The 14,577-nt window shown below is 66.1% G+C and carries 10 protein-coding genes; all 10 read left to right on the forward strand.

The window, feature by feature from the left end:
• Positions 1-105: 105 nt before the first annotated feature.
• On the forward strand, positions 106-2,367 hold the full coding sequence (locus F1721_RS33225; protein WP_246155496.1) for an acetate--CoA ligase family protein: 2,262 nt from the start codon (positions 106-108) through the stop codon (positions 2,365-2,367).
• A 30-nt stretch (positions 2,368-2,397) separates the two neighbouring features.
• A complete protein-coding gene (locus tag F1721_RS33230) occupies positions 2,398-2,835 on the forward strand; it encodes a universal stress protein (RefSeq protein ID WP_150070811.1) in 438 nt (145 codons plus the stop codon).
• A gap of 373 nt (positions 2,836-3,208) precedes the next feature.
• On the forward strand, positions 3,209-4,228 hold the full coding sequence (locus F1721_RS33235) for a lysylphosphatidylglycerol synthase transmembrane domain-containing protein (RefSeq protein ID WP_170301695.1): 1,020 nt from the start codon (positions 3,209-3,211) through the stop codon (positions 4,226-4,228).
• 258 nt (positions 4,229-4,486) lie between these two features.
• Complete coding sequence (locus F1721_RS33240) at positions 4,487-5,374, forward strand: universal stress protein (RefSeq protein WP_150070813.1); 888 nt, start codon at positions 4,487-4,489, stop codon at positions 5,372-5,374.
• Positions 5,375-5,514: 140 nt separating this feature from the next.
• Positions 5,515-5,637: a hypothetical protein gene (locus tag F1721_RS35485; RefSeq protein ID WP_281288842.1), complete on the forward strand. Its 123-nt coding sequence runs from the start codon at positions 5,515-5,517 to the stop codon at positions 5,635-5,637.
• A 22-nt stretch (positions 5,638-5,659) separates the two neighbouring features.
• A complete protein-coding gene (locus F1721_RS33245) occupies positions 5,660-6,997 on the forward strand; it encodes a nicotinate phosphoribosyltransferase (RefSeq protein ID WP_150070814.1) in 1,338 nt (445 codons plus the stop codon).
• A 125-nt stretch (positions 6,998-7,122) separates the two neighbouring features.
• A complete protein-coding gene (locus F1721_RS33250; protein ID WP_150070815.1) occupies positions 7,123-7,566 on the forward strand; it encodes a universal stress protein in 444 nt (147 codons plus the stop codon).
• 233 nt (positions 7,567-7,799) lie between these two features.
• On the forward strand, positions 7,800-8,309 hold the full coding sequence (locus F1721_RS33255; protein WP_150070816.1) for a hypothetical protein: 510 nt from the start codon (positions 7,800-7,802) through the stop codon (positions 8,307-8,309).
• Positions 8,310-8,788: 479 nt separating this feature from the next.
• A complete protein-coding gene (locus F1721_RS33260; RefSeq protein WP_150070817.1) occupies positions 8,789-10,408 on the forward strand; it encodes a DUF262 domain-containing protein in 1,620 nt (539 codons plus the stop codon).
• Positions 10,408-13,467, forward strand: a complete 3,060-nt coding sequence (locus F1721_RS33265; RefSeq protein WP_170301696.1) for an SNF2-related protein — start codon at positions 10,408-10,410, stop codon at positions 13,465-13,467. Before F1721_RS33260 ends, F1721_RS33265 begins: the two co-directional genes overlap by 1 nt.
• Positions 13,468-14,577: the final 1,110 nt, after the last annotated feature.

Here is a 14,577-nt window from a genome sequence, read left to right on the forward strand (position 1 = left end):
GCCAACCGCGGTCGCAGTGCTGATAGGGCCGATGGGCCCTACCGCCGCCGTCCGGGCGGTGTCCTGCTCACGAGTGCGGGAACTCGCGTGAGAGGAGCCGGTCTGGTGTCGAGGGACAGCGGTGCGCAGCACTGCCCTGACGTGCGCGTGGTGTTGGCCCTGGGTGCGTTCTACCAGGTCAAGCTCGCGCTGGACGGCGGGGAGCCGTACTACGCCAAGGTCAGCGACCGCGAGCGGGTCGCCGACGTCGCCAGCCTGCGACGGGTGCTCTGCCCCTCCTCGGTAGCCGTGATCGGTGCGAGCCGCCGAGCTGCGTCCGTCGGTAACGCGGTGCTGCGCAACATCCTCGACGGCGGCTACACCGGGGTGGTCTACGCGGTCAACCGGCATGGCGGGAACATCCGCGGACTGACGGCTTTCAGGTCGGTGACCGACCTCCCGGAACCGCCGGAGCTGGCGGTGCTGTGCGTGCCCGCCGAGCACATCGCGGAGGTGGCGGAGGACTGCGGGCACCGCGGTGTGCGAGCGCTGGTCGTGGTGACTGCGGGGATAACCGGTCAACCAGCGATCGCTGAGGGACTCGTCACCGCGGTGCGGCGCTGGGGAATGCGGTTGCTGGGCCCCAACTGCCTCGGCGTCGTCAACTCCGACCCGGCTGTGCGGCTCGACGCGACCTTCAGCGCTGCGGGAATCCCGGAAGACGGGGTGGGGATCGCCACGCAGTCCGGCGGTGTGGGCATCGCGCTGCTGGAGCGGCTGGACGCCCTGGGCCTCGGGGTGTCCACCTTGGTGTCCACGGGGGACAAGTTCGACGTGAGCGGCAACGACATGCTGCTGTGGTGGGAACGCGACGACCGGACCCGCGCAGGGGGGCTGTACTTGGAATCCTTCGGGAATCCGCGGAAGTTCTCCTGGCTGGCAAGGCGTTTCAGCTGTCGCAAGCCGTTGATCGTGCTGCGCAGCGGAGCCAGTCCCATCGCTCAGCAAGCCGCCCGTTCGCACACCGCCGCGGCCGTGACCCCGAGCAGCACCCGAGACGCGTTGCTGAGGCAGACTGGCGCGATCGGCGTCGACGACCTGGAAGAGCTCCTGGCCGTTCTCGGTTTGCTCAGCTGGCAGCGCCTCCCGGCCGGACGACGTGTTGCCGTGGTCAGCAACGCCGGTGGCCTCGGCGTGCTCGCGGCGGACGCTTGCGCCCAAGCAGGACTGGAGTTCTCGGTGCTGCAGCGGGCAGCACCCGAACTCGCCGCGCTGTTGCCGGACCAGGCCAGCCTGCGCAATCCGGTCGACACCACCGCCGCGATCGACGCCGCCACGTTCGGCCGCAGCGTGGAGATCGTGCTGCGTGACCCGGCTGCGGACGCGGTGGTCGTCCCGGTGCTGCAGACCGCGGTCAGCGACCCGGCTGCGGCCGTCGCCGACACCGTCGCCCGCGCACGAGCGGACGGCTGCGACAAGCCGGTGCTCGCAGTGCGCGCGGGACAGCCGGAGACGTTGACCTCGCTCGCCGCCGGGCATGCCCGAGTACCGGTGTTCTCCGATCCCACGCTCGCCGCGCGAGCCCTGGCCGCCGTTGCCGCGTACGCCAGCTGGTTGGCGCGCCCACGAGGCGCGGTCCCGAATCTCGCGCACATCGATGCGGTTGCTGCGCGCGATCTGGTGGCGACCGCGTTGGAGCAGATGCCCGAGGGCGGTTGGGCGGGCCCTGAAACCGTGCAGGCGCTCATCTCGTCCTTCGGCCTGTCCGCAGTGCCGTCGAGGGTGTGCACCACGGAGGACGCGGCTCTCGCGGCGTTCCGCGAGCTGGGTGGCAGTGTCGTGCTGAAGGTCTGGGCGGAGGGACTGCTCCACAAGGCCAGATCTGGCGGAGTCGTGCTCGCGGTGGCCACGGTGGCCGACCTCCGCGCGGGCTGGACCCGCCTGCGGGCGCGCTTCGGCACCGCGTTTCGCGGGGTCGTCATGCAGCCCATGGTCGAGCCGGGACGGGAGTTCCTGGTCGGGGTGCTCAACGAGCCCGCGTTCGGCCCGATGGTCGTCGTCGGCCTCGGCGGCACAGACACCGACCTGTTCGCCGACCGCAGCCGACGACTCGTGCCGCTGACGACCCGCGATGCCACCGAGATGCTCCACGAGCTGCGCGCCGCACCCCAACTGTTCGGCCCCCAGGCCGACGAACCGCTGAGCACCGACGCCGTGGTCGACGTGCTGCTGCGGACCGCGCGGATGGCCGAACTGCTGCCCGAGATCGCCGAGGTCGACCTGAACCCGGTAATCGTCGCGGAGCGGGGAGCGCACATCCCCGACGCGCGCATCCGCCTGGAACCGCGCGAACCCGACGACCCGCTGATCCGCAAGCTGCGGCTGTGACCGGTCGGGGCGCCACCAGCGAGGAGAGCCATGAACGAGGACAATCCGCAGATCCTGGTCGGAGTTGACGGATCGACCGGGTCCAGGGCGGCGCTGCGGTGGGCCCTGCGCTACGCCGAACTCAGCGGCGGTCGTGTCGTCGCACTGATCGCCTGCGCGATTCCGGCGCTGATCGACGTGGCCCTGATGCTGGAGGACGACGTCGTCGCCAATGCGAAGCGGGAACTGGAGAAGGCAGTGGAGGAAACCCGCGCACTGCTGGGCACCCGGGTTCCGGTGGAACGACTGGTGGTGCGTGATCACGCCGCCCGGGCGCTGCTGGACGAGGCGCGGGCGCGGGAGGTGGAACTGCTCGTGGTGGGACACCGCGGACACGGCGGGTTCGTCGAAGCGCTGCTGGGTTCGGTGAGCCAGCACTGCGTCCACCACGCTCCGTGTCCGGTCGTCGTCGTCCGCCGCTCCTCCTGATGCCAGCACCGGGAGGTCGCTGGCCCCGACCGTCGCGTTCCGCCTTGCCCGGCCCCTAAACTCGCACGGCGCGAGCTATGCCGCGCCGTCGGTCTTGCTGACCGCCGTGCTCCGGATCGGGGCGTGCCGTTCGCGGTGCCACCGCGACGCGAACCCGTGCTGGGCCAGGGCGGGGAGCCGTTCGGCCCTGATGGGACCCAGGCAGCGCACCCCATGGTGAGAGGCGACGCACGCAGGTCGGGGTGTGCGAACCATGAGCGGTCGCGTGGTTGATCGAGGCGCGGGGCGAGCGGAACCGCCGAGGTCCGTGAACCGCGCGTTCCGCGCGGGTGGAGGTGCGATGCGGCAGCGGATGCGCCTAATCGTGCAGTGGGTGGTGGTGCTGGTCGGGCTGAACGTGCTGATGTGGCAACTGCCCGCGCTGGTGGGCGAGGCGGATCGAGTGGGGGCCAGCCTGGCCGAGGTGAGCTGGGGCTGGGTCGGCATGGCCGTCCTGTTCGGCTCCGGTGCTCTGGTTCTCTACGGGGAACTGCACCGGCGTCTGCTGGTCGCGGGCGGCGCCCGTGTTCCGGGGCGGTCGGTCCAGGCGATCAACTTCGCGGAGAACGCACTGTCGACCACGCTGCCCGCCGTGGGTAACGCGGCCGGGTTCGTCTACGCCGCGCACCACCTGCGCAAGCGGCAGGTCGATGTTGGCCTGGCCGTGTGGTCGCTGGTGCTGGCCGGGGCGGTCGCCACGGTCGCGCTGATCGCGCTGGGCCTGCTCGCGGTAGGGGTGGCCGGACAGATTCCCGTGCTCGTGGCCGTACCGCTGGCCACCGGGGTGGTCCTGGGAGCCTGGGGATGTTGGCGCGTGGCGAGCCGTCCGCAGGTGCTGCGCCGTTGCGCGTCGGGATTGATCGGGCTGGGGCGGCACCTGCCGGCCTCCTGCCGCGTGCGGGCGGCGGACCCCGAGGCGCTGGCGCAGCGCGTGTCGGACCGGATCGGGCTGCTCCGCCCCAGTGTGATCCAGTGGATGCTCATCACCGGATGCGCAGGTCTGAGCTGGGTGCTGGATTTCCTGAGCCTGTTCGCCAGCGTCACCGCCGTCGGGCATCTGGTGCCCTGGTCGGCCCTCGTGGTGGGCTTCCTCGTCGTGCAGGCCAGCATCGCGCTGCAGATCTTCCCGGGCGGCGTCGGCCTGGCTGAAGGCGGATTGCTGGGAGTGCTGGTCGCCTACGGGGTGCCGGTCGCCCCGGCCGTGGCCGGGGTGCTGGTCTACCGCCTGATCAACTGGCTCGGTCTGGCAGCGATGGGGTGGGTCGTCTACGCCGTCCAGATCCACCTGACCTCGCACCACCAGCACCGGCGTGCACCGGAATGCCCGGGCTGCGGCCCTGCGACGACGAGATGACCGCTGCGACACCCGCGATCGGTCGCGCGCCCCGCAGGGCGGTGCCCCAGGCCCCGGGGGCGAGCGGGGTAGCCAGCTCAAGAATGATCTTCTGGCCACCGCTCACCAGGACCGGCGCAGATCCTCGACGGACACCGGTGGCGATGAGCTGCTGCACGTTGCGCATGTGACCAGCTGGTGACCATCAGCCCTAGCCGAGGCCGCGGCCGGTGCGGAACCGTCGGCACTGGCCGATGCGGTGCGCAGCAGGGAGCGGCGATGGGCAGTCCCCGGGTGAATCCGGTCGTGGTCGGGATCGACGGGTCTTCGTCGGCCCTCGACGCAGCGCGCTGGGCGGCAGCCGAGGCGGCCCGCCGCAGGACGTGGCTGAAGATCGTCTTCGCCGATGTCTTCGCATTGGTGTACCTGCCGGAGCTGCCGACGATTCCGCTGCCGGAGACCTACAGCAACGCGATGGCGCGGCAAGCCCGGATTTGGCTGGACCGAGCCGAGCAGGAGGCGCGGTCCGCGGCGACGGACGTCGAAGTGCGGACCACGTGCCGCACCGGGAGCGCAGCACCGGTGCTCATCGATGAGTCCCGGCGAGCGCAGCTGGTGGTCGTGGGGAGCCGCGGGCTCGGCGGGTACACGGGCCTGATCGTGGGGTCGGTCGCGGTCGCCCTGTGCGCGCACGGTCATTGCCCGGTCGCGGTCGTGCGACAACCGCCGACCGAGGTGGACCCGGCTGCTCCGGTGGTCGTCGGTGTGGACGGCCGGGGCGATCAGGATCCGGTGCTGAGAACCGCCTTCGACGCCGCAGCAGTGCGTCGCGCGATGCTGATCGCGGTGCACGCGTGGCACGAGGTGGGATCTCAACGTGCTTGGAAGGGCTTCCGCGCGCAGGACCAGGCGGACGCGGTGCAAGCCGAGGAGGAGCGCTTCCTCGCCGAGACGATGGCGGGGTGGGCCGACAAGTACCAGGACGTCGCAGTACGGCACGTCGTGGTGCACGACCAACCGGCCCGAGCGCTGCTCGACCACGCCAACCGGGCGCAACTCGTCGTGGTGGGCTCCCGCGGCCGAGGAGGCTTCGCGGGGCTGCTGCTGGGCTCGACCAGCCAGCAGCTGGTGCACCACGCGCCGTGTCCGGTGCTCGTGGTGCGGTGACCTCCGGACCTTCAGCGGGAGCGGGCAATGCACCACGGGGACCGCGGTCGCGGCGCTGGACGCAACCCGTTGCGGCGGCACCTGCGGAAGCGGTGCTCCTTCCGGGAGGAGAATTCGTTGCGGGACGAGGAGAAGACGCGATGTACGAGGAGACGAGGGAGACCGGAAGGACAGCAGCGGACAGCACCGGCACCTCGATGCCGCGGGAGGTCACCGGTCGGGCCGTGATGCTCGACGACTTCGCCGCCGAGCAGGCGACGTAGCCGGGTGGGGACGACGACAGCCATGTCCGGACTGCGCACCGACCTCTACGAGATCAGGATGGCGACCAGCTACTTGCGCCGGGACATGACCGCACCCGCGACGTTCAGCCTGTTCGCCCGGAAGCTGCCGCGCGATCGGGGTTTCCTGGTCGCCGCCGGACTTGCCGACTGCCTGGAGTTCCTCCAGGAGCTGTACTTCGACACCGACGAGCTGGCCTACCTCGCCGACGTGGTCGGACTCGATGACGACGACCTGAAGGCGCTGGGGGAGCTGAGGTTCACCGGTGAGGTGCGGGCGGTACCCGAGGGGCGCGTGGTTTTCGCCGGTGAGCCGCTCCTCGAGGTCACCGCGCCGATCGCGCAGGCACAGCTGGTGGAAACGGCGCTGCTGAACTTCGTGACGTTCCAGACGTCGGTGGCGACCAAGGCGGCCCGGTGCCGGATGGCAGCACCGCGTGCGGATCTCATCGACTTCGCTGCCCGCCGCACGCACGGGCTGGAGGCTGCAAGGGCGGTCGCGCGAGCTTCCGCCATCGCCGGGTTCGCAGGAACGAGCTACGTGGCCGCAGCACGGGAGTTCGGCCTCGCGGCTTCCGGAACGATGGCGCACTCCTACGTCGAGGCCTTCCCCGACGAACGAGCGGCCTTCACCGCCTTCGCCGACGACTTCCCCGGCATCGCTGTGTTCCTCGTGGACACCTACGAGACCCTCCGGGGCGTGCGCACGGCCATCGAGGTCGCCGCGGGGTGCTCCGAGGAACTCGTCGGGATTCGGCTCGACTCCGGCGACTTGGCGGAACTGGCGATTCAGTCCCGTCACCTGCTCGACGAGTCCGGATTCCCGGCCGCGAGGATCATGGCCAGCGGTGGGCTGGACGAACACCAGTTGGTGGACCTCTCGGCCGCTCCGATCGACGTCTTCGGCATCGGGACCCGCATGGGGGTGTCAGCCGACGCCCCGTCCCTGGACAGCGCGTACAAGCTCGTCGAGTACGACCAGCGCCCCGTGATGAAGCTCTCGCCGGGCAAGCTGACCGCTCCCGGCGCCAAGCAGGTCCACCGCGGCGACCCGGGTGAGCCGGACGTTCTCGGTCTGCGGGACGATGTGGTCCCGCCTGAGCGGGAACCGCTGCTGGAGGTGGTGATGCGCGACGGCGCGATCCTCGGCGATCTGGAACCCGTCGCGGTGGCACGGCAGCGGTTCGAAAGAGATCTGCGGTGGCTTCCCGACGAGGCGCGTCGGCTCACCGACCCGACTCCCGTCGGGGTGACGTGGAGCCCGAAACTGCAGCGGCTCACCGACGATCTGCGGCACTCCCTGGCGGCCAGGCTGGGATGGGAGGACATCTCGAAGCCTTAGCTGCGAGCGCTGCTTCCCTCACTGCGACGGCAGCGGATCCGGTTCGGCCGTCCTGCTCTCGATGTGCGATCTCGGGGCTGCGCGGGTAGACCCTGGTCGACGCAGGTTCCGGCAGTGGGGGAACGATGGGTGCGAAGCCGCGGATCGTCGTCGGTGTGGATGGCTCGCCCGGGTCCCGGGCCGCTCTGCGGTGGGCGTTGGACTATGCCGAACACTGCGGCGGCACCGTCACCGCGCTGATCGCTTGGGTACCGCTGACGTTCGTCGAGGCCGTTCCCGCGCCGCCGGTGATCTCGGACGAGGACTCGGCGAAACGCGCCGAACAGCAGCTCCTGCGGACCGTTGAGGACACCGCGGCGGCCCAGCCGACATCGGTGCCCGTTCACCACGAGGTGGTCCGCGGCCCGGCGGCGCGGTCGCTGCTGGACCACGCCGAGCACGCCGACCTCCTAGTGGTGGGAAGCCGCGGCCACGGCGGGTTCGCGGGCACCCTGTTGGGTTCGGTGAGCCAGCACTGCGTGACACACGCGCACTGCCCGGTCGTCGTCGTCCGCCCCGGCGGCGGATGACCGGCCCGCTGCGGGCGAACGAGCCTCGCGTCCCGCTGCGGCAGGTGACCTTGTCCGCGATGCGTCAGCATGCGGCGGCTGCCGAACCCGGGCGAACCAGATCACCTGGCCTCGATCGAATTCACCAGGCTGGACGAGATCGATGAGCACGTGGTGGCGCTCGCCGCCGCGGCATCGAGAGCCACAGCGATCGACGGCCGTTCCTACCCGATCCGGTGCGGCAGGAGGTTCTCGTGCCGTTGCGCGAGGTCGCGCGTCTGGAGGGGTGCACGCTCACCTTCGCACTGGACGATAGGACGCGCCGGGAGCGGAAACTGGCGATCGAACATGCGGGATCGGAGGAACGTCAACGGCCCGAGTACTGGCAGGAGCTGGCCGTCTGGGCGGGGAGGCACATGTCGGCGGACGGGGTGTCGGTGCGCAGCATTCCGGCGGAATACCTGCGCGGCGTGCTCGAGCGCGACTTCGCCTTGGTCGTGGTGGGAGAGCTGCACGTGCCGATCTCGGATGATGGTGTGGTTCTGGCGGACCGCGGCGACACCTACGACGATCGGGTGGCCGCCGCGGTGAGCACGAAGCCGGCGTTGATCACTCCGGTGGCGACCAGGGCGATGGCGATCGCGAGCATCGGGATGCAGCAGGCGATCACCATCCAGTGGTGCCGTGGGCAACTGTGGAGCTGGTACCAATCGGTGGATCAGTTTAGGGCGTTGGAGGTAGCGCTGTCCGGCGCGCCTGGCTGACCTGCGGGGCCTTTTCGAGGGCTGCCAAGGCTGATTCGATGGCCAATATGATCAACGACTGGCCTTGCTTGGCATTCGGACCCCACGGTCGGGGAGGGTCGTTCAGCTGCCCTGGCTTGGAAGAAACGTGGTCGTTATCTGGACGGCGGTTAATCGGTTGGAGGGCCGCATGTGCGGGGGCTGAGGGTGGGCGGGCTGCCTCGGGCGGCTGTACGCCTCACCGCCTCAGTTGTGAGAGGGGTTAGAAGGTCAAATCCCTTCGTGGGTACTCCTTTTGGATTGACCCATATGGGTAGACTGGTTCAATTGTCGTCTCGCTTAGTTGAGTAGTTAACTCACAGGTTTAACAGTACTTCCTGAATGGGGCACGGGCGATCTCTCTGCTTGCTGAACGTTATTGTGAGAGATCGTCTCCTATTTGATGTTGTCGGGATGTGTTTCTAGTCTTCGGCGTGATCAGTGTGATTGGGAGGAGTGTCATGAGTGAGCATGTGATCAAGATCGAAGAACTGATCCAAATGTTGATGAGTGGACGTGTCGATGTCTTGGAGTGTCAACGTGCTTTCCAGCGAGAACCGCGGTGGGTTGCAAAATTGATCAGTTCGGCGATCGAGGACTGTCCTTGGGGGGCGGTGCTGATCTGGGTTCCTGCGGATGAGAACAGGCCTCACGGTGGTCGGTACCAAAAGGGAAGTGATCCGGACCGCTTCATCATCGATGGGAATCAGCGGTTGACGGCGCTAACGGCTGCGCTGGGCAAGCGGCCTCCGTGGATTCCAGCCGACGAGTGGCTGTCCATGGAGGGGCCTGCTCTTGCCGTCAGTGTTGGGGTCACCCGTCAGGGTGAGATGCGGATGAGACCGACAGCATACAGTACTGTTCAAGGGGACATCCCACTCGGAGACTTGCTATCGGGAACGCCGATCGAGGACCTTCTAGACCAAGCCGGGCTTGATCAGCGGAAGGGCCTAGTGCAGAAGTTGGCGGACACCGCGAACAAGATCAAGAACTTCGAGATTCATGTCGAGTGGGTCAGGGGTACAGAGGAGCATGCCGAGCAGTGCTTTCTGCGGCGCAACGAGAAGAGTCAGCAGATGGCTCTGAAGTCAGAACAGTTCCAGATCTCGCTCCTGACGTGCCGTTTCCGGCCCTTGCAGCGGGACTTCATCGGCCCGTTGCTGCGGCAATCGGCTGCTCTCAACATGGGTAAGCTCGTCAACCTCAGAGCTGTCAATAGGGTAATTCAGCACCTCCTTCCGCCTGAACTGCGAGGAGGTCGCGGGATTAATGCTGAACCGTCGCATGTTGAGCATCTCGCGCACGTCGTCGTCGATAGCATCACAGCAGCTTTGGAATATCTCGAACGAATCGGGGTAGTCCATCAAGACCTATTCCCATTTCCATCTATGTTGGATGTTATGGCTGGTTTGATCGCTCGATACCCAGCCGAAGCCATGGCGGAGGATTTTCTCGGACAATGGTTGACACACATGGTCGCCGGAGAGGTTTTCGGTGGCGCTCGCACTATCCGCCAAGAACTGAAGGAGCTCGAAAACACCTCGAACTACCAGCAAGCCAAGGTAGCGCTGTCCAAGTTTGCGCCGCTCGGACGTCCATCTCCCTTCACTCCTGAAAGGGTCGTCGCGATGGAGAACGGCCGCTTTGGCAGCACTGGGTGCCTACTGGCGTTGGCTGCAGCGGCCAAAACATCAGGTTCCGTTGTTGACCTGGCCGACAGCGGGGTTACATTCCCCCACCGGTCGATGACCCTTCGTCAGCTGGTCATCGACCCCATCAAAGGGTACGCGCCTCACTACGCCTTCATGACGGACGAGACGGCGAACGCGATCCAACGGTGTCGCGGTTGGACGCGCCAGGCGTACGAGTTGCTGCGCCCGCCGAACCACGTGCTCGAGGCACACCAGCTACCAGAACCGCCACCGGGCCTTGACGAGCGCGACGCACGTGACTTCCTCGACGAGAATCGTCGCCCGAAGCTGGCGGCAGTGATCGACGCTTACCTTCGTACGATGGCACCTCTTCCTGGCAGAGAAGAGACCGAGCAGGGTGACCTGTTCAAGCCGGGAGGTAACTGGTGATGTCACGGCTGTGGCTGAACCGTAACGGCACAAACATCGCAGGCCGCTTGAAATCCTGGTTGACCAGGAAACCCGGGTCGCCGGCATGCATCAGTCTCGTCGCGGGCTATGTGAGCGTGCGGGGGCTGATGTTGATCGAGTCTGACGTACGCCGTGCTCTCGACCGGGGCACTGAAGTGCGGCTTCTGTTGGCTGTGACTCAGGACGAGGCGATTTGGATCAGGCTTCCTGATCCTTTCACTGATGTTGCTGACGTTCTCCGCCGGAGGCTCGCACGCGACGTTGAGTACCTGAGAACGGAGCTCTCGGGTATCCCCATGGTTCGCGAAGCGCAGGTCAGGTTGCTGGGATTGGCGCACCTTCTTCGTAGACAGGGTTTCTCGTGCCGCCGGCACGAATCCGCGTTCGTCCACAGCAAGGTTTTTGTGCAGCACGGTTCAGGCCTCAACCCCGCCGCCGTGATCGGATCGGCCAATTTGACACTCGGCGGCCTCATGCGGAATGAGGAGTGCGGTATTCAAACGACCGGAGCTGAAGCTCAGCAGGCGGTTGAGTACGCCACGGCGTTGTGGAACGAAGCCGTCCCGTTCGATCTCGCGGGCCTCCTTGAGGAGCAGTTCGCAAACTACCCCCACGAGCTGGTATTCCTGCGAATCTTGTTCGAAGTGTTCGGCGGAGACGTCAACGCTGAGGACAAGTTGTCGCTGGCGCCCTGGCAACGTGACGGGGTCGCCCGTGCCCTGGTGATCGCGCAGGAGTACGGGGGAGCGCTAATTGCCGACGATGTCGGAGTCGGCAAGACCTTTGAGGCAGCGGAGATCATCCGCCGCGGGATCTACGAGCGAGGCGAACGCGTTGTGGTCATCTGCCCCGCAAACCTCGTGCCTATGTGGGAGCGACGGCTCGCTGGCTGGAACCTCCCTGCCGACGTCGTTAGCTATCACAGCCTGTCGCGGGCGGTACAGGATGCGATGCAAGCTGGAAGCGCGCTTCCCTACCAACTGGTCGTGCTCGACGAGGCGCACTGGCTGCGTAACCCCACCACTTGGCGAGACGCCCTCCGAGAGGCTCTCGCATCGGCCGACAATCCACCACGGGTGTTCGGGTTGACCGCGACGCCCATCCAGAACCGCGGGCAGGACTTGGTTGAGATTGTGATGTTGCTTCTTCCGAAACTATCGGTCCAAGAACGACGTGCGCTCGCGGAGCGATGTCGTAGAGCTGACAGGCTTAAGCCCGAACAGCTGCACACCTTGCATCGACAACTCGAGAGCATGCTCGTACGCCGGACCCGGCCCTTCATCAAAGAGAACTACCCAAAGGGAATGGGCGACGCCTCTTTGGCCTTCCCCGAACAGGTTCCGAAGGAAGTTCGCTATAGGCTGCCGTCACGCCTGCGGACCCTCATCAGGGATGTCCTCGCCGCGCTCGACGTCGAGAACGCTGATCTCCCCCAAGCTGCTCTGACCGACTATCACGACCTGGCGCCGAACGAGACGCCGCCGCCCGCATTGACCATGGCGGCGTACCATCTCCAGGACTACAAGCTCAACGGTGGAGGCGGAAGCGAGGTCTCTAGCTTTGACTGGACGAGACTGATCAAATGCATGCTCTGCAAGCGACTTGAGTCATCGGTCGCCGCATTGGCGTCGACCCTTGAAGCGATGCGCTCACGCTGTGCCAAGGTTCTGCAGGACCTCGACTCGGGACTCGTGTACCTGCCCGCCCCCCACCACACAGACCGCGAGCAGCAACAGGATTGGTGGGGCGGGATGCTCGATGGCCAGAACCTGGTCGGGCCCGAGACTGACGAAACGGTCGCACGGCAACCGCGGACCAAACTGGTTGCTCATTCGGCGAGCCTTTTTGCCGTCTCTCAAATTCGCGAGGATGTTGGTCGTGACATCGCCACGCTCACGGCACTTAGGGACAGTGCCAACGACTTGATCTCGGTAGACCCGAAGGTACCGGTCCTCGTTGACCAGATTGCGCGGATCGCCGCCCACCCTGACGGGCCGAAGGTGGTGATCTTCACTGGATCAAGAGTCACAGGTGAACACATCACCAACGAGATCATGCGCCATGTCGCTAGCGATCCACGACTGGCCTTGTATCGCAATCGGATCGCGAGTCTAGCTCGGCTCGACCGCCCGACCGAACGGCAGATCCGCGAGATCACGGCAGATTTTGCGCCTCAAGCAGCTGACATTGCGCCAGGAGCCTTCACATGCCGCGCGCCGCGTAACCGCTACGACCTTCTCATCTGCACCGACATGCTCGCCGAAGGTATCAATCTTCAGCAGACCGCATTCGTTATTCACTTCGATCTTCCATGGAATCCCATGATGATCGGTCAACGCGCAGGTCGTGCAGATCGTCTCGGTTCGCCCTACGAGCAAATTTCATGCTTGTCGGTATTTCCTGACCGTGGCCTCGATGCGCAACTGCACCTGCTTAACCGTCTCTACGGAAAAATCAACCTGGCCGCAGCAGCAGTGGGCGTACCAACGCCGATCATCCCAGGGGCCGCCGTCCAGGTACGAGACTTTACGACGACAGTTCGGCCGCAGGAGTCCACTGCAGACACTTTCCCTGCCTTCGACAGCGATGTGTACCGGGCTGCGCTCGGAACGGCAATGAGAACGCCGGGACTAGGTGATGCCATCCGCAACTTCCCACGCAAGGCTGGCGGAGTGGTGGGAAACGGCGAAGTGTACGGGTTCGTTTTCTGCTTTCGCATCAACATGGAACCGCGGAACAAGGCGGCACTTTGCACGATCTTCACGAACGGCGCGTCGCTCGTAGACCAGTCAAGTTGCCTGCACGAGGCTAGGGTGGAAGATCTAAGGTCGTGGCTTAAGGATGCTGCCAGTGATCACGCTAACATGGTCAAACCCGCGGGGGCACTTCCCGGTGAGGTTCTCCAACGTCTTTGGCCGGCACTTGAGCAAGCGCGAAAGCGAGTTGCCGTACTGCATAAAATTGCAGACAGCGAGTCAGATGACCAAATCACAGTGATCACTTGGCTCGCGCTTGCGAAGCCTATCCGGCAGGGATGAGCCCGCGCTCTGGCAAGATCGATTGGGTAGGTGAGTCGAACTCATATGCGAGGATGATGGTAGTTTGCCGACGTGACTCCGCCGCCTTCACCCCGGCGCCGGACGGGGCACTGCCCTACCGAGTCGATCAGATCGGCACGACGATTGCCGTCCTTCCCGCCACCTGCAAAGGCGGGCGACACCTCGTCGTCCCAGGAGTCAGCAGAGCTATCTCACCGAGGACGAGGTCCGCATGCACTGCCCGGCCTGCGCAGCGACGCCCGGCGTCGACGCGAGCTGGCGGTTGACCAGCAGTCACGCGGGCCCCGACCGTGCCGAACTGGAACACCGGCCGTACGGCGACCTCATCCACCGCGTGCGGGCGGCGACCGGCGCAAGGTAGGCGGGCGTGTCGTGATCAACAGCCCGTTCAGGCGCTGGGAGGGTGATGACATCCACGGACGTAGGCCGGTCCTCACGTCGGTGTGGGGCAACCTGACGCACCGCGGCACGTTATGGTGACCGGGCTGGACCTCACAGGCGTGGTACCCGGACGGCTTCACGGCCGCTTCCCCAGCGTGGAGGACGACTGGTACGGGATCGTCAACTAGGAGATCGGCTACGCCGACGGCCGCCGCGACAAGCTCCACTTGGTCGACCAGTTCGCCGTTCACCCGCGCTGCGCGAACGCCGGTAGCTCGCGAGCCAGGCGTACCCGGCACGTAAAATTCAGGCTGCGGGCTCGAACTGTTTGTGTTCCTCGGTCTCGCTGGAAGCGGGCTGCTGGCTTGCCGCGTTTTGGCATCTGACCCGAGCGACTACGCCGGGCAATCAGACTGCCCTGCGCGCGGCCCTGATGGCCGTCTGCGGGGAGCACCGTGGGGAGCAAATGGGGAGCAGCGCTGTGCGTTGAACTGCTGTGAACCGAACTCAACTGGATTGAATGGCTCCGCGCTGACCTGCGAATTCGTGTTTTCGCAGGTCAGCGCGGGGTGGTGGACATAGTTCACACCGAAGAGGTCACTGGTTCGATCCCAGTATCGCCCACAGTGTGTTGTTGCTGGTCATTGGCCTGTTCGTGAAGATCACGAACAGGCCTTTGATCGTTTCGGGGAGCATCTGGGGAGCAGG

The organism is Saccharopolyspora hirsuta (assembly GCF_008630535.1).
Lineage (GTDB): Bacteria > Actinomycetota > Actinomycetes > Mycobacteriales > Pseudonocardiaceae > Saccharopolyspora > Saccharopolyspora hirsuta.

What these genes read in the sequence shown, in the direction of transcription:
- F1721_RS33230 (WP_150070811.1), top strand. Translation starts at nt 2,398, where the DNA reads ATGAACGAGGACAATCCGCAGATCCTGGTCGGAGTTGACGGATCGACC.
- F1721_RS33240 (WP_150070813.1), top strand. Translation starts at nt 4,487, where the DNA reads ATGGGCAGTCCCCGGGTGAATCCGGTCGTGGTCGGGATCGACGGGTCT.
- F1721_RS35485 (WP_281288842.1), top strand. Translation starts at nt 5,515, where the DNA reads ATGTACGAGGAGACGAGGGAGACCGGAAGGACAGCAGCGGACAGCACC.
- F1721_RS33245 (WP_150070814.1), top strand. Translation starts at nt 5,660, where the DNA reads ATGTCCGGACTGCGCACCGACCTCTACGAGATCAGGATGGCGACCAGC.
- F1721_RS33250 (WP_150070815.1), top strand. Translation starts at nt 7,123, where the DNA reads ATGGGTGCGAAGCCGCGGATCGTCGTCGGTGTGGATGGCTCGCCCGGG.
- F1721_RS33260 (WP_150070817.1), top strand. Translation starts at nt 8,789, where the DNA reads ATGAGTGAGCATGTGATCAAGATCGAAGAACTGATCCAAATGTTGATG.
- F1721_RS33265 (WP_170301696.1), top strand. Translation starts at nt 10,408, where the DNA reads ATGTCACGGCTGTGGCTGAACCGTAACGGCACAAACATCGCAGGCCGC.